Raw genomic sequence first — 15,647 nt, forward strand, 5'->3', positions numbered from 1 at the left:
CACTCAATGTGACTCGAGGCAGTATTACTGACTATAAAATGACACTTTTACGATTCATTAAGCATGCATTTCTGCATTTAACAGCACGATAATTCATCCCTCAGGCCCCAAGACGCGGGGTCGACTGCCGGTATGCCGCCTTTTATTCCTTGAGGACGCCCATCTGGCGCGCCGGGGGAGACTTGTCATCAAAGCGCCTTATAATGGCGCCAGAAAAACCATAACTGATTGAAGACATGAGAGGTGGAGAACCACCTCCCCTACAAGGAGTCCCTATGAAGAAAAACGTCATCTGCGATATCGACGGCGTCATCCTGCACAACAACGATCTCATTCCGGGGGCTGATCGCTTCGTTCACCGCCTGCTGGAGCAGGGCAGCAAGCTGTTGTTCCTCACCAACTACCCGGCCCAGACCCAGAAAGATCTGCAAAACCGCTTCCGCTCCGCCGGCATCGAGGTGCCCGAGGAGTGCTTCTACACCTCCGCCATGGGCACCGCCGATTTTCTCAAGCGCCAGGATGGCAAGAAGGCCTATGTGATCGGCGAAGGGGCCCTGACCCACGAGCTCTACAAGGCCGGCTTCACCATCACCGACATCGACCCCGACTTCGTGGTGGTGGGGGAGACCCGCAACTACAACTGGAGCATGATGCAGCTCGGCGCCAAGTTCGTGGATCAGGGCGCCCGCTTCATCGCCACCAACCCGGACACCCATGGTCCCATGATGCACCCGGCCTGTGGTGCCCTCTGCGCCCCCATCGAGCGGATGACCGGCAAGAAGCCCTTCTACGTGGGCAAGCCGAGCGCCTGGATCATCCGCGCGGCCCTGAACCGGATGGAGGCTCACTCCGACGACACCATCATCATCGGCGACAACCTGCGCACCGATATCCTGGCGGGCTTCCAGGCCGGGCTCGAGACGGTGCTGGTGCTCTCCGGGGTGAGCAAGGTGGCGGACATCGACCGCATGCCGTTCAGACCGAACCACATCTTCGACTCAGTCGTCGACATCGATATCGTCTAAGCCCTTCCCCTGCGGCCCCCGAGTCCCCATCGCCGGATCTCTCCCCCCTTGGCAAGGGGGCCCTCTTCGTTTAACTTAATTGCAACATCGTTAAACAAACTAAACGGGAGCAGGACGCTCCCCTCATTGCAAGGAAGCCCCATGAAGAGCCTCAGCGACTGGATCCTGCTGGACGATCACTTCGTCTCCCCCACCCCGCTCACCCCACCGGCGGATCGCATCAAGTCCGGCAACCCGAGCCAGACCCTGTGGAACCACTACTCGGATCCGAGTCAGCAGTTCCACGTGGGCTTCTGGTCTTGCGAACCCGGCCGCTGGGCCGTGCGCTACACCGAGCACGAGTATTGCCAGCTGCTGGAGGGAGAGGCGCTGATCCACGACGGCCAGGGGGCCAAGCTGCACCTCACCCCGGGCAGCCAGTTCGTCATCCCGGCGGGTTTCGTCGGCGAGTGGGAGACGCTCGTCGCCTGCCGCAAGCTGTATGTGATCTTCGAACCCGCGGCGACTTGACGCGCCCGTCAATTCATTCCCTTCTCCCGACCCCCTTTCCATGCCGCCAGCTTGACGCTGGCGGCATGATTTTGTGCGGTTTTCCCGCTTGCAAAAGGGTTTTCCGCTAGGCATTGTGATTGGCGAGGAATGTAAATGGAATTTCGAGCCCAAACGTGGGGGGCTCATATAAAAATCAATGAGGATTACCGCCAATGTGTTCTATTTTCGGCATTCTGGACATCAAGTCCGACGCGACCACCCTGCGCAAATCGGCGCTGGAGATGTCCAAGCGACTGCGTCACCGCGGGCCCGACTGGTCCGGCGTCTACAGCTCCGACAAGGCCATCCTGGTGCACGAGCGCCTGGCCATCGTCGATCCGGGCAACGGCGCCCAGCCCCTCTACAACCCCGAGCGTACCCATGTGCTGGCCGTCAACGGCGAGATCTACAACCACAAAGAGCTGGAGAAGGGCCTCAAGGTCGACTTCCAGTTCCAGACCCACTCCGACTGCGAGGTGCTGCTGGCCCTCTACAAGGAGAAGGGCCCCGCCTTCCTGGACGATCTCAACGGCATCTTCGCCTTCATCCTCTATGACGCCGAGCAGGACGCCTACCTCATCGGTCGCGATCATATGGGGATCATCCCCCTATACACCGGCCGCGACGAGCACGGCAACTTCTATGTGGCCTCAGAGATGAAGGCCCTGGTACCCGTGTGCAAGAGCGTCGAAACCTTCCCGCCGGGACACTACCTGTGGAGCAAGGATGGCGAACTTAAAACTTGGTACAAGCGCGACTGGATGGAATATCAGGCGGTGGAGCAGAATGTCAGTAACAAGGCAGAGCTGAAGGCCGCGCTGGAAGCGGCGGTCAAGCGCCAGCTGATGTGCGACGTGCCCTACGGCGTGCTGCTCTCCGGCGGCCTGGACTCCTCCGTCATCTCCGCCATCACCAAGCTCTATGCGGCGCGCCGCATCGAGGATGACGGCAAGAGCGAGGCCTGGTGGCCCCAGCTGCACTCATTCGCCGTGGGCCTGGAAGGCTCGCCGGATCTCGCCGCCGCCCGCAAGGTGGCCGACCACCTCGGCACCATACACCACCAGATCCACTTCACCGTGCAGGAGGGGCTGGATGCCCTGCGCGACGTCATCTATCACCTCGAGACCTATGACGTCACCACCATCCGCGCCTCCACGCCCATGTACCTGATGGCCCGCTACATCAAGGCGATGGGCATCAAGATGGTGCTCTCGGGCGAGGGCTCGGATGAGCTATTCGGGGGCTATCTCTACTTCCACAAGGCGCCCAACGCCCGCGAGTTCCACGAGGAGAACGTGCGCAAGCTCGCCTCCCTGCACCTGTATGACTGCCTGCGGGCCAACAAGTCCATGGCCGCCTGGGGCGTGGAGGGCCGCGTGCCCTTCCTCGACAAGGAGTTCATGGACGTGGCCATGCGCCTGCAGCCTGCCGACAAGATGTGCGGCAAGGGCAAGATCGAGAAGCACATCCTGCGGGAAGCCTTCGAGGATCTGCTGCCCCACGAGGTGGCCTGGCGCCAGAAGGAGCAGTTCTCCGACGGCGTGGGCTACTCCTGGATTGACAGCCTCAAGGCCATGGTCGAAGAGGAAGTGACGGATCAGATGTTCGAGGCGGCGGCCTTCCGCTTCCCGGTCAACACCCCGCTCACCAAGGAGGCCTACTTCTACCGCGCCATCTTCGACGAGCACTTCCCGCTGGAAGCGGCCGCCCGTACCGTGCCCTACGGCAAGTCGGTCGCCTGCTCCACTCCGACTGCATTGGAGTGGGATGCCAAGTTCAAGGAGATGGCAGACCCGTCCGGCCGCGCCGTGATGGACGTCCACCAGCAGAGCTACTGAGCCCTCACGCGGTACCCGACTGCCCGATCATAAAGCCCCTCCAGCGAGGGGCTTTTTCATGTTCGTCCCGGTTTGGCTTAACAATGCCGTTTTTCGTCTATCTCATGCCGTTATCACCCTTGGCGACCGGATCCGTTCATGTCACATTGATGCGGCTTGGAAGCAAACAACACAAGGAAGAGACGATGAAACGACTGTTATTGCCCCTGATGCTGGGCACCGTACTGTTCAACGGCGCGGCTCAGGCTGCCGACTCGCAGGTGGCCGGGCATCTCTGGGCCAGAGGGCTGCCCGATTACAGCCAGGGCTATGATGAGCAGCGAGATCCTGCGAACGATCTTGCCGCCGCCAGCGCCAGAGCCAATGCAGAGGGCAAGAAAGTGTTGCTGCTGGTGGGGGGCGAGTGGTGCAGCTGGTGCCAGGAGATGAACCAATTCCTGGACAGGGAGCCGGCCCTTGCCAGCCAGTTCAACCAGACCTTCGTGGTGGTCAAGGTGAACGTCAGCAAGGCGAACAAGAACGAAGCCTTCTTGAAGCCCTATCCCGAGTATCTGGGGGTGCCCCACTTCTATGTGCTGAATGCAGACGGCAAGCTGCTGGAGTCCTTCAACACCGGGCTGCTGGAGAAGGGCAAGAGTTACGATGAAGGGAAGTTCGGCAAGTTTATCGCCTTCTTCCAGCCCTCGTCGGCAAGCAGTTAAGCAGCCACCCATGGTCCCGCCCCTTGCAACGGGCGGGGCCAGCACCATCATCCTCTCGAGGCTCGGTGGCGATCTGTACGCTACCCGCCGGCCACCCCTTTTCGCACTGGACGCACGAGGACAACACTATGTTACGGATCCTGGGCAAGGCCTCCTCCATCAATGTGCGCAAGGTGCTCTGGACCTGCGCCGAGCTGGGCCTTCCGTTTGAACTGGAGGAGTGGGGAGCGGGGTTCAAACCGACCAATACCCCCGAGTTCCTCGCACTCAACCCCAACGCCATGGTGCCGGTCATCCAGGACGGGGACTTCACCCTGTGGGAGTCGAACACCATCATCCGCTACCTGGTATCCCGCTATGGCGATGGCACTCTCTACCCCACGGATGCGCGCGAGAGGGCCATCGTCGATCAGTGGATCGACTGGCAAGCATCGGATCTGAACAGTGCCTGGCGTTACCCCTTCATGTCCCTGGTCCGGCACTCCCCTTTGCATCAGGACAGCGCTGCGCTCAAGGCAGGTTGCGCGGATTGGACCCGCTACATGCAACTGCTGGACAGGCATCTCCAGTCGACCGGCACCTATGTGGTGGGGAGTCACTTCTCGCTGGCCGACATTCCCATCGGGCTGTCGGTCAATCGCTGGCAGGAGACGCCCCTTGACCGTCCCCCGCTGCCCGCCGTCGAGGCGTACTACCGGCGATTGGGCACACGCCCCGGCTTTCGGCTGTATGGTGCCACCGGGACGCCATTGGGTGTCAGAAACAAATTTGCCAACGTGCCGAGGGGCACGCCGGGCCGGCTTGCCACTCTGCGTTCAGACCTGGGCGTCAGGCTGACTGGCGGGAGCCGCCTGGATGAAGGCCTGCAGCTGTTCGCAGTTGGCGACGATGCGCTCTATGGTGGGGTAGTCGCTCAGGGTCATGTTGAAGCGGCGGGCATTGTAGACCTGGGGCACCAGCATGCAGTCCGCCAGGGTCACCTCGTTGCCGACGCTGTAGACCCCGGCCGTGGTCATCAGCAGTTGCTCGAGGGCGGTGAAGGTCTCGTCAATCCAGTGGCAATACCACTGGTCACGGTGCGCCTTGCCCTGCCCCAGCTCCTGCTCCAGGTAGTTGAGTACCCTCAGGTTGTTCAGGGGGTGGATGTCGCAGGCGATCATGTTGACGATCTGGCGCACCCTGGCCCTGTCCTCGGCGGCGGAGGGCATCAGCGGGTAGGCAGGATAGGTCTCGTCGAGGTACTCCATGATGGCGACGGACTGGCCTATCTGCACCTCACCATCGACCAGAAAGGGCACCAATCCCTGGGGATTGACGCGGCGATAAGCCTTCTCTTTCTGTTCCCCCTTGCCCAGATGGACCGGGTGCTGCTCATAACTGAGGCCTTTCAGTTGCAGCACCAGACGCACGCGAAAGCTGGCCGATGAACGCCAATATCCAAACAACTGCAGCATATTCTGTCCCTGTGATGGCAGGTGCCTGGCACCTGCCTTGTCGCCTGCCGACCCGGTGATCGGCCAAGGCTCCTAGCTCGTCTGGCTGGCATCCCCTTGCGTGACACGCTGTGAAATGGTGCCAAACAGACTCATCCCGTTGCGATCCTGCATCGCGATGGACACTGTATCACCAAAGCGCAGGAAGGGTGTAGTGGCCTGACCTGACTCGATAATTTCCAGCATCCGCAGCTCGGCAAGGCAGGAGGAACCCGCGCTTCTGTCGTAGTTGGAGACGGTGCCGGAGCCGATGATGCAGCCGGCCCCGAGCGGCCTCGTCTTGGCGGCGTGGGCAATCAGCTCGAAGAAGTTGAAGGTCATGTCCACCCCCGCATTCGGAGCACCGAACAGGGCACCGTTCAGATGGGTCAAAAGCGGCAGGTGCACCTTGCCATCGTGCCAATCCTGGCCGAGCTCGTCCGGGGTGATGGCCACCGGCGAGAAGGTGCTGGAGGGCTTGGACTGGAAGAAGCCAAACCCCTTGGCAAGCTCCCCCGGGATGAGGTTGCGAAGGCTCACGTCGTTGACCAGCATCAGCAGCTTGACGTGGGCCGCGGCCGCCTCCTGGCTTACCCCCATGGGCACATCGTCGGTGATGATGGCCACCTCGGATTCAAAGTCGATGCCCCACTCCTCGGCCCCCATGACGATGGGGCCGCGCGGAGCCAGGAAGCTGTCGGAGCCCCCCTGATACATCAGGGGATCGTGCCAGAAGCTCTCCGGCATCTCGGCGCCGCGCGCCTTGCGTACCAGCTCCACGTGGTTGACATAGGCACTGCCATCCGCCCACTGGTAGGCACGGGGCAGCGGAGAGAGACAGGCTGCCTCATCGAAGGGGAAGGCATCGGCCAGGGCCCCATCGTTGAGCGCCTGATAGATGGCGGCAAGGCGGGGGGCGGTCTGCGGCCATTCATCCAGCGCTCCCTGCAGGGTCGGCGCTATGCCCGATACCAGAACGGCGCGGGAAAGATCCCGGCTCACCACCACCAGGGCGCCGTCACGCTTGCCGTTATTCAATGTTGCCAGTTTCATGAGAGATCCTTATTTGCCACTCGGGGCGAGTTCGGGGCGCAGCCAGCTGTTGACGTAACGGGGGTTCTCTACCCCCTCACACAGGCTGCCCACGTTCAGGGCATCGCGGGTATCCAGCATCACGGCCACCTCGTCGGTAAATTTCTTGGCATAGGCCTGGCCTGCCGCGAACGCCTTGGGATGGGGGCCATGGGTGAAACCGGCCGGATGGAAGGTGACCATGCCCCGCTCTATGTTGTCCCGGCTGAAGAAGTCACCGGCGTGGTAGAAGAGCACCTCATCGAAGTCGTCGTTGCTGTGGTAGAAAGGCACCCGCAGGGCTCCGGGATCGCTCTCGATGGGGCGCGGCACGAAGGTGCAGACCACGAAACGGCTCGCCACGAAGGTGGAATGGGCCGAGGGAGGCAGGTGGTAGCGATGGCTCATCAGCGGGCGAATGTCGCGCCAGTTGAGGCGCACCACGCACAAGTCCCCGTGCCAGCCCTGGGCATCCAGCGGATTGAACGGCCAGGTGACGACCGAGACCTGATTGTGACGCTTGATCTGCAAAGACCAGGGGTTCTCATCCTGCTGGGCGAGGAAGGCCTCGTCGATGGCGGGCACTTCCAGGGCCGCCGGATCGAAGATGGCATGATTGCCCACCAGCCCCTTGTCCGGCAGCTGATAACTGTCGTCCGTGGCCTCTATCATCAGAATAAACAGCGGCTCAGTCGGCTCGATGCGCCACATTGTGCCACGGGGTATTACCACATAGTCCCCGTCCCGCACGCTCAGGTGGCCGTAATCACAATAGAACTCCCCGCTCCCCTCGTGGATGAACAGCAGCTCGTCGCCATCGGCATTGCGCACCAGAAACGGCATGGATTCCGACAGGCGCCACACCCGGTAGCGGCAGTGGGCGTTGTGCAAGATGTCCGGCATCACCCAGGGGGAGAGGGAGCTTATCTCCTCGGTCAGGCCATTCAAGTCGAAAGCCCGTGGCCGCAGCGGCCCCTCCCAACCCACCCAGTCGGTGGGGGCATGCTTGTGGTGCATGTGGGTGGCCGGGCCGAAGAAGCCGGCGCGTCCGAGCTCGCGCTCGTAGATGGCCTGCTCCGGCAAATCGGCGTGGGCCTGGCGGGAGTGGGTCCCCTCCCGGTGGGGAAAGCTAATCCAGTTACGCATGGCAACCTCCTGCCCGGATGTGAACAAGGTGGCAATTACGCATCGTGCAACTCCCCGTCCTTCTCGCCGTGGAGCACCCCCCGGCGGATCTGATCCAGCTCGATGGATTCGAACAGTGCCTGGAAGTTCCCCTCACCAAACCCCTCGTTGCCCTTGCGCTGGATGATCTCGAAAAACACAGGGCCGATGACAGTGTCGGTGAAGATCTGCAGCAGTATGCCGTCCTTGGTCGGTGAACCGTCGATGAGGATGCGCAGCTCACTCAAGGCCGCCAGATCCTCCTGATGGCCGACGACCCGGCTGTTCACCCCTTCGTAATAAGTATCCGGGGTCGGCATGAAGCCGGTTCCCCGCCCTCTGAGCGTGCGGATGGTGTGGTAGATGTCGCTGGAGGCCATGGCAATGTGCTGGATCCCCTCCCCCTTGTACTGGCGCAGGTACTCCTCGATCTGGGACTTGTCGTCGGCGGACTCATTGATGGGAATGCGGATCTTGCCGCAAGGGGCAGTCATGGCGCGGGAATGCAGGCCGGTCAGCTTGCCCTCGATGTCGAAGTAGCGAATTTCGCGGAAGTTGCCGATCCGCTCGTAGAAGTTAGACCAGACGTCCATGTTGCCGCGTTGCACGTTGTGGGTCAGGTGATCGATCTCATAGAGGCCGGCGTCCACCTCCGCCATGCGCGCCTGCCAATCGGGGTAGAACACAAAGTCCACATCATAGATGGAGCCCCGCTCGCCGTAGCGGTCCACAAACGACAGGGTGCTCTCGCCGATGCCGTAGATGGCGGGGATATTGAGCTCCATGGGGCCTATCTTGCCCACAAACGGCTTGGCCCCCTTGGCGATGGCATACTGCTGGGCGCGGCCCGCATCGCCCACCCGAAACGCCATGCCGCAAACGCTCGGCCCGTGCAGGCTGGCAAACTGCTCCGCCTGGGAGTGGGGTTCGGCGTTGACCACGAAGTTGATGTCCCCCTGGCGATAGAGCCAGCATTGCTTGTGCTTGTGCTGCGCCACCTCAGCAAAGCCCAACGAGACAAACAGTGCCTTGAGGGCGGCGATGCCGTTGGCATCCGGCGCCGTGTATTCCACGAATTCGAAACCGTCGGTGCCGAGGGGGTTGATGGTCTGGGTGGGGGAGGAAGAGGTGGTCATGCTGCGCTCCTTGCGACGGCCCCATGGCCGTGTGCCGATGATGAATGAAACCCGATTGAGGCGGCTGGCATCAGGACGCCAGGTCCCTCAATCACGAATTGTTAATTCCTTGTTTCATTAGAGGCAGGAGCCGGGCAGAAGAGAAGAGGCGGTTTGCAGATAGTTTTCCGGGCAGACGCCGGCAAAGATGTAAACAAGTTGTGACATTGCACGCGCAACCTTGTGGATCCCCTCTCAGGAACCCACAGGGCTGTCAGCTTTGCCTTACAGGGACCAGGATTTGGGCTCTATTCGAGGAACCCTTGCCCGTGCAGCGTGCAATCGCGTCGGGGTCGGATTGATAAGCCAGGCCCGCTCCCCCAGCGCCAGCAGCGGCAGATCGTGCAGGCTGTCGCTCAAGGCGAGAGAGGGCTTGAGCGCCTGGATCTCGGGCAGGATCTTGTGCTGGCCGTGACAGTAAAAGCCGGGCACCAGACCACCCCGGCGATAACGCATGCGAGAACCCAGTATGCGGTGAGGTAAATGGCCGGGGAGCTGGCGATGGAGCTGCGCCCGCACCAGGGCCTGAGGGCTCGCCGAGATCACCCAGCAGCGATCCCCCTGTGCCATCAGCAGGGCCTTCGCCTCTTTGTAGAGGCCGGGCCGGGTACGGCAATAGTCACGCACCAGAGTGCGCCAGCCAAGGGGCGAGAGCCCGAGGGTGATGGCCCACCAGATGAGGGCGATCCCCATACGCCGCGGGTTTGACAACACTCGACCGGGCAACAGGTAGATGAGACCGCCAAGACCGATGACCGGCAGCAGCAACAGGGGCCAGCGGCGGCGATAGAGGATGTAGCGCAGCAGACCCGCGTGGCTGTCATCGGGTGCCAGGGTGTCGTCAAAATCCGCCAGGATCCACCCCGTTTGCGGCCACTCAGCCTCCACCCCGGACGCGTGGCTCATGGCGCCAGTCCAGCGAGGGTATCGTGCAGCTCTGACAGCATAAACCACTGCCCTTCATCCGGTTGGCAGACGAAATCATATGCCTCTTCCCCCAGAGAGAAGGAAAGACGCCAGGCGTGCAGATAACCGCGATCCGCGGCGGTACCGCCGTAGCGCTCGTCCCCGAGAATAGGGGCGCCGATGCTCTTCAGAGCGACCCGGATCTGGTGGGTCTTGCCGGTCTGGGGCTTGATGCGATAGAGCCGCAGCCCCTCCCGCACCGATGCAGAATCGAACCAGCTGATGGCGGGATTGTCCTGACTGCGGGCCAGCATCCAGCTGCCCCCGCGCCCTTTTTGCATGTCCCCCTTGACCCAGCCCTGTTTCTTCTTCGGTTTTCTGTCTGACAGCGCCAGATATTGCTTGCTCACCCGCCGCTCGGCGAAGGCCATGCTCAGCGCCCGATTCGCTTCCGGGGTCCGGGCCAGCAACAAGAGCCCCGAGGTCATCTTGTCGAGCCGATGCACCGGATAGAGTTCCAACCCGGTGTCGGCACGCACCCGGCTGACCAGCCCCTGATGGGTCAGACCCGCCTCCCCGGCTTCATCATGCATGCCAAGGCCCGGCCCTTTATTCACGACAATAAAATCTTTCTGCTGCGAGAGTATGCGGTACATTCAGAACCCTTTAGAATCAATCCATCAATAAGAAAAAAACGGCCCACAGGCCACACCCCATAGACCTTCAGCACAAGAATCGCACGGATGACGAGACACTTGCTTTGGCTGCTACTGCTCCTGGCTGGCCACGCAGCTCCTTTACGGGCCAGCGATCAGGCCGACAAACCTCCCGATCGGGTGGTGCTGCAACTGCGCTGGCTCCACCAACCCCAGTTTGTGGGTTATCACATGGCCAAGGCCAAGGGCTACTACGCCGACGCCGGCCTGGATGTAGAGATAAGACCGGGCGGCAAGGGTATCAGCCCGATGGAGGAGGTGTTGACCGGGCGTGCCGACTTCGGGGTGGGCAACACCGAAGTCTTCACCGGTTACGCCAAGGGGGAGCCCCTGCTGGCCCTCGCCTGCGTCTACCAACACTCCCCTTCCGTATTCCTGGCCCGCCGTGACAGCGGCATTCTCACCGTTGCCGACATGCGGGGCAAACGGATCATGATGTTTCCCGGTCATCAGGATGCCGAGCTGATGGCCACCCTTTACTACCAGGGGCTGCACGAGCGCGAACTCATCCCCGTTCCCACCTCGGTGAACATCGACGACCTCATCACCGGCAAGATAGATATCTTCAACGCCTATATCAGCAACGAGCCCTTCTATCTGGAGGAGCGCGGCATCCCGGTCTCTGTCATCAACCCGCGCAACTACGGCATCGACTTTTACAGCGATATCCTCTTCACCACCCAGGCCCAGGAGCGGGCCAATCCGGACCGGGTGGAGCGCTTCAGAGCCGCCAGCCTCAAGGGGTGGCGCTATGCCCTCTCCCACCCGCAGGAGGCCATCGCCCTGCTGCGTCATGAATACGGCGTTCACCGCAGTCAGGCCCACATGGAATTCGAGCTGCAGATGAGCAAGGAGATGATACAGCCGCTCTATGTGGAGATCGGGTATATGAACCCGGATCGCTTCACCCACATCATGAATCAGCTCGCGGAGATAGGCCTCATCAAGCAACCTCTGCCCCTGAATGGCTTCCTCTATCAGGTTCCTTCCCAGCAGTGGGCTTTCTGGCGCCCCTGGTTCTTGCTGAGCCTGGGGGTCGGCGTCATCATCATGCTGCTGGCCATCTACCTCTTCGTCAGCAACAAGCGTCTCAACCGGGAGGTGGCCCTGCGCAAGCAGCGGGAGCAGGAGATACTGCAGCTCGCCCGGCGCGATCCCCTGACCGGCCTGCCCAATCGCCTCTGTCTGATGGAGCAGCTGGAGCGGCAGATCCGCCACCCAGCCCCGGGCTGCCTGCTGTTTTGCGATCTCGACAACTTCAAGCAGGTCAATGACAGCTATGGCCACAGCTACGGGGATGCCCTGCTCTGCCAGCTGACGGAGCGGATCTCCCGCCACCTGATGCACACCCCTTTCTTCGCCAGGCTGGCGGGCGATGAGTTCGTCCTCCTGCTGCCGGACCATGACCCGACCCAGGCCGAAGCGGTGGCCGAGGGAATACGGCGGGTGATCCTCACTCCCTTCGAGGTCTATGGTCAATCCCTCTCGGTCGGCATCAGCGTCGGCGTCAGCGCCTACGAGTGTGACTGGAGCGCGGAGCAGTGGCTGATCAACGCCGATCAGGCCATGTATGACGACAAGGGGACGATGCGGCGGCTGGGCGTCCTGGGTTGAGCGCCCTGATCCCGTCAATGCAGCGAGGCCACCCCGGGGTGGCCTCGCTCTCTATTGGCAATCGCGGATTCAACCGAAGGTTTGCCCCAGCGACTTGAGCTGACGCGCCTTGGTGAGCAGGATATCGCTCGAGGCGTCCATGTCCTGCATCTTGTTGCTGTTGGTGTGGGAGTGCTGGGAGATGAGGTTGACGTTCTGGCTGATGTCTTCGACCACCGCCTGCTGCTGCTCCGCCGCCGCCGAGATCTGGGTCGACAGATCCACCACCTGCTCAATCTCCGCCAGCACCTGATGCAGGCTCTGGGAGCCCTGACGGGTCAAAGTCACGCAGGACTGGGTCTGCGCCAGGTTCTGCTGCATCATCCCCTTCCAGCCGTTGAGGGTGCGCTGGATCTGGCCGATGCTGCCCTGGATCTGCTCGGTCGCCTTGTGGGTACGGGTAGAGAGGGTACGCACCTCATCGGCCACCACTGCAAAGCCCCGCCCCTGCTCGCCCGCTCGCGCCGCCTCGATGGCGGCGTTCAGGGCCAGCAGATTGGTCTGATCCGCGATGCCCTGAATTTCGCTCATCAGCACGCCGATGCGATCGGACTCCTCCGCCAGGGCCACCGCCGCCGTGAAGGCATGCTCGGCCTGGGTGGCCAGTTCGGTGACCCGCTGCTGGGTATCCTCCAGCTGCTTGTCCGTGTGCTGGCAATGCACCTTGGCCTGGGCAATCTGGTTGTCCGTCTCCTGAATGTTGCGGGCTATCTCGTGAGCGGTGGCCGCCATTTCGGTGATGGCGGTGGCCACCTGCTGGGTCTGGATGTCCTGCTCGGCGATGTCGGCACTCGCCTCGCTGGAGGCCGTCTTGAGGTGTGTCGCCAGATCCTGCAACGACAGGGTGGCATCGTCCACCCGGCCGAGCACGGTCCGGATCCTCGCCTGCAACAGCTTGATGTGAAAATCGGCGATGGCACTGGGATCCTTGCCCGAGTAGATGAGTCGGGTCAGGCTGTCATACTCCTCGGTCAACTGCTTGAGGTAGCGGGGAGTGGTGAACATCTCGTGGCGATAGAGGAGCCCGAACCACAGCAGTGGCAACAGCATGAACAGCGGCCCATAGCTCCCCATCCGGTAGGCCCCGGCCGCCAGCATCAGCAAGAGGCCGACGATGGCCACGCCGTGATGGGTCGCCCCCAGGGAGAGGCCCGCCTTGCGTCCCCCTCCTTCCACCGCCTTCAACCCTGCATAAGTGCGCGCCGCAATGCGCTTGAGCTCAGGGTCGGCCCGGTTGCGCACCGACTGATAGCCGTTGATCCGTCCCTGCTCGAAGATGGGGGTGACATAGGCATCCACCCAGTAGTAACGGCCATCCTTGCAGCGGTTCTTCACCATGCCCCGCCAGGGCTTGCCCTGCTTCAACTTCCCCCAGAGATCGGCAAAGGCTGCCTTGGGCATATCCGGATGCCGCACCATGTTGTGGTGCTGGCCGATCATCTCTCCCCGACTGTATCCCGCCACCCGGCAGAAATGATCATTGGCATAGGTGATCACCCCCTGCAGATCCGTGGTGGAAACCAGTTGTTCATTGGCGGGAAAATCCACTTCTTCGTCGACAAGATGAACCTGTTGCTTAGCCATGGGCACGCCTCTTATGTAATGACTCAATGAGCGTAGTCAAGCCCCTTTGAGTCAGACAATGGGGCACCTCAAACATTGGCGAGGCCTGAGGTGCTCTGTGGCAATTTTATGATGTGGTACTCATTTTGAGCTCAAATCATGACAGTGCAACTGCTCGCGGATGAGTTTTTTGTTCACCTTGCCGACGCTGGTCTTGGGGATCTCATGGACGATGCAGACCTGCTGCGGGATGGCCCACTTGTTGATCCGCCCCCGTTCAACAAACCCTTGCAGGTGAACTTTGATGGCTTCAGGCTCCAGGAAGCGGCCCTCCTTGCTCACCACCAATGCCAGGGGACGCTCTCCCCACTGCTCATCAGGCACTCCCACCACGGCCACCGCATGCACGTCGGGGTGGGCGCTGATGAGATTCTCCAGCGCCAGCGAGCTTATCCACTCCCCCCCTGTCTTTATCACATCCTTGATGCGGTCCTTGATCTCCACCGTTCCGCCCGGGGTAATGGAGGCCATGTCTCCGGTGTGCAGCCAGCCCCCTTCCCACAGCTCAGCCCCCTTGGCTGGTTCATTCAAATAGCCCTGGGTCAACCAGGGGGCACGCACCACTATCTCGCCCATGGTCACCCCGTCGTGTACCACCTCCTGGCCCTGCTCATCGACGATGCGCAGATCCACCAGGGGAATGGGGGTGCCGGTACGGGTCCGCAATCCGATCTGTTCCTCCATGGGCAGGGCCAGCTCTTCCTGCGTCAGATGCACCACACAGAGCAGCGGACAGGTCTCCGACATGCCGTAACCAGCCTGGATCCGGATCCCCTGCCGATGGGCCTGGGTGGCGAGCCCGAGGGGCAGAGCGCTGCCCCCCAGCAACATTTTCCACCCCTGCAGCGAGGTGTGCTTCGCCTCCTCGCAGTCGAGGATCATCTGCAAGATGGTGGGCACGCAGTGGGAGAAGGTCACCCCTTCGTCCCGGTAGAGGCGTACCAGCTTGTTCGGCTCATAGCGACCCGGGTAGACCTGCTTCACCCCCAGCATGGTGGCCGCATAGGGGAAGCCCCAGGCGTGCACGTGAAACATGGGGGTAATGGGCATGTAGACGTCGTCCGAGCAGAGGAGAGACTGGCCCGCATGGGCCGCCAAGGTCAGCTCGTTCAGGGTATGCAGTACCAGTTGGCGGTGACTGAAGTAGACCCCCTTGGGATCCCCCGTGGTGCCCGTGGTATAGAAGAGAGTCGCCACCGAGTGCTCATCAAAATCCGGGAAATCAAACCGGCTGTCCGCTTCGGCCAGCAGGGCCTCGTACTCCCCGAGCAGCGGCAGACTGCTTTGGACCTGTTCCCCATCGGTCAGCCGGATGTAACCCCGTACCGTGGGCAGTGAATGCTGGATATCGGCCAGCATGGGCAGGAAGTCGTCGTGCACCAACACCAGGTGATCTTCGGCATGGCCCATGGTGTAGGCGATCTGCGCGGGCGAGAGGCGCACGTTGACCGTGTGCAGCACGGCGCCAATCATGGGCACCGCAAAGAAGCACTCGAGGGAGCGATGACTGTCCCAGTCCAGCAGGGCCACCGTGTCGCCGGGCCCCACGCCCGCCGCCGTCAGCAGGTTGGCAAGGCGATGGATCCGCTGATTCAACGTGCGATAGTCATAACGCAGACGGTCTGCGTAGACGATCTCCTGCTCGGGGTAATAACGCACGCCCGACAGCAGCAGGCTCTTGATCAGCAGCGGATAGGCATGGGCTCCCTGCGCAGGGCTTATGATCCGGGTCTTCACCATCTTCACTCCTTGTAGATGCATGTTCACGTCCG

Annotated in this window: 13 protein-coding genes and 1 pseudogene; 6 read left to right on the forward strand and 8 right to left on the reverse strand. The window is 61.8% G+C overall.

Features of this window, described 5'->3' with window-relative positions:
• Positions 1–275 precede the first annotated feature (275 nt).
• The 5 genes and pseudogenes from ACW5W7_RS05390 to ACW5W7_RS05410 form a co-directional block, all read left to right on the forward strand.
• Positions 276–1,025, forward strand: a complete 750-nt coding sequence (locus ACW5W7_RS05390; protein WP_456501017.1) for an HAD-IIA family hydrolase — start codon at positions 276–278, stop codon at positions 1,023–1,025.
• A gap of 141 nt (positions 1,026–1,166) precedes the next feature.
• Positions 1,167–1,535, forward strand: coding sequence for a cupin domain-containing protein (locus ACW5W7_RS05395; RefSeq protein ID WP_456501018.1), 369 nt, complete (start codon positions 1,167–1,169; stop codon positions 1,533–1,535).
• Between the two features lie 194 nt (positions 1,536–1,729).
• Complete coding sequence (gene asnB, locus ACW5W7_RS05400) at positions 1,730–3,394, forward strand: asparagine synthase B (RefSeq protein WP_456501019.1); 1,665 nt, start codon at positions 1,730–1,732, stop codon at positions 3,392–3,394.
• 185 nt (positions 3,395–3,579) lie between these two features.
• Positions 3,580–4,095 carry a thioredoxin family protein gene (locus ACW5W7_RS05405; protein WP_456501020.1) on the forward strand — a complete coding sequence of 172 codons (516 nt, stop codon included), beginning with the start codon at positions 3,580–3,582 and terminating at the stop codon, positions 4,093–4,095.
• 128 nt (positions 4,096–4,223) lie between these two features.
• Positions 4,224–4,445, forward strand: a pseudogene (locus ACW5W7_RS05410) (glutathione S-transferase N-terminal domain-containing protein); the annotation flags it as partial.
• 465 nt (positions 4,446–4,910) lie between these two features.
• Here the strand turns inward: ACW5W7_RS05410 and maiA are convergent.
• From maiA to ACW5W7_RS05440, 6 genes are all read right to left on the reverse strand, one after another.
• Positions 4,911–5,549: a maleylacetoacetate isomerase gene (gene maiA / locus ACW5W7_RS05415; RefSeq protein ID WP_434662832.1), complete on the reverse strand. Its 639-nt coding sequence runs from the start codon at positions 5,547–5,549 to the stop codon at positions 4,911–4,913.
• Positions 5,550–5,621: 72 nt separating this feature from the next.
• Complete coding sequence (locus ACW5W7_RS05420; RefSeq protein ID WP_456501021.1) at positions 5,622–6,620, reverse strand: fumarylacetoacetate hydrolase family protein; 999 nt, start codon at positions 6,618–6,620, stop codon at positions 5,622–5,624.
• A 9-nt stretch (positions 6,621–6,629) separates the two neighbouring features.
• On the reverse strand, positions 6,630–7,784 hold the full coding sequence (locus ACW5W7_RS05425) for a homogentisate 1,2-dioxygenase (RefSeq protein WP_456501022.1): 1,155 nt from the start codon (positions 7,782–7,784) through the stop codon (positions 6,630–6,632).
• A 35-nt stretch (positions 7,785–7,819) separates the two neighbouring features.
• Positions 7,820–8,938 carry a 4-hydroxyphenylpyruvate dioxygenase gene (hppD, locus tag ACW5W7_RS05430; RefSeq protein ID WP_456501023.1) on the reverse strand — a complete coding sequence of 373 codons (1,119 nt, stop codon included), beginning with the start codon at positions 8,936–8,938 and terminating at the stop codon, positions 7,820–7,822.
• Between the two features lie 264 nt (positions 8,939–9,202).
• The gene (locus ACW5W7_RS05435) at positions 9,203–9,883 is read right to left on the reverse strand and encodes a haloacid dehalogenase-like hydrolase (protein WP_456501024.1); all 681 of its coding nucleotides are present in this window, start codon (positions 9,881–9,883) and stop codon (positions 9,203–9,205) included.
• Positions 9,880–10,539 (reverse strand): TIGR01621 family pseudouridine synthase, encoded by a 660-nt coding sequence (locus ACW5W7_RS05440; protein ID WP_456501025.1) that lies wholly within the window; start codon positions 10,537–10,539, stop codon positions 9,880–9,882. The genes ACW5W7_RS05435 and ACW5W7_RS05440 overlap by 4 nt, the downstream gene beginning before the upstream one ends.
• Positions 10,540–10,626: 87 nt before the next feature.
• Between ACW5W7_RS05440 and ACW5W7_RS05445 the strand changes: the two genes are divergently transcribed.
• Positions 10,627–12,213, forward strand: coding sequence for an ABC transporter substrate-binding protein (locus ACW5W7_RS05445; RefSeq protein ID WP_456501026.1), 1,587 nt, complete (start codon positions 10,627–10,629; stop codon positions 12,211–12,213).
• A 69-nt stretch (positions 12,214–12,282) separates the two neighbouring features.
• Here ACW5W7_RS05445 and ACW5W7_RS05450 read toward each other — a convergent pair whose 3' ends face one another.
• Both ACW5W7_RS05450 and ACW5W7_RS05455 read right to left on the reverse strand, forming a co-directional pair.
• The gene (locus tag ACW5W7_RS05450; protein ID WP_456501027.1) at positions 12,283–13,836 is read right to left on the reverse strand and encodes a methyl-accepting chemotaxis protein; all 1,554 of its coding nucleotides are present in this window, start codon (positions 13,834–13,836) and stop codon (positions 12,283–12,285) included.
• 120 nt (positions 13,837–13,956) lie between these two features.
• The gene (locus ACW5W7_RS05455; RefSeq protein WP_456501028.1) at positions 13,957–15,636 is read right to left on the reverse strand and encodes a fatty acid--CoA ligase; all 1,680 of its coding nucleotides are present in this window, start codon (positions 15,634–15,636) and stop codon (positions 13,957–13,959) included.
• Between the last annotated feature and the right edge of the window lie 11 nt (positions 15,637–15,647).

Source organism: Aeromonas intestinalis, from assembly GCF_054052485.1.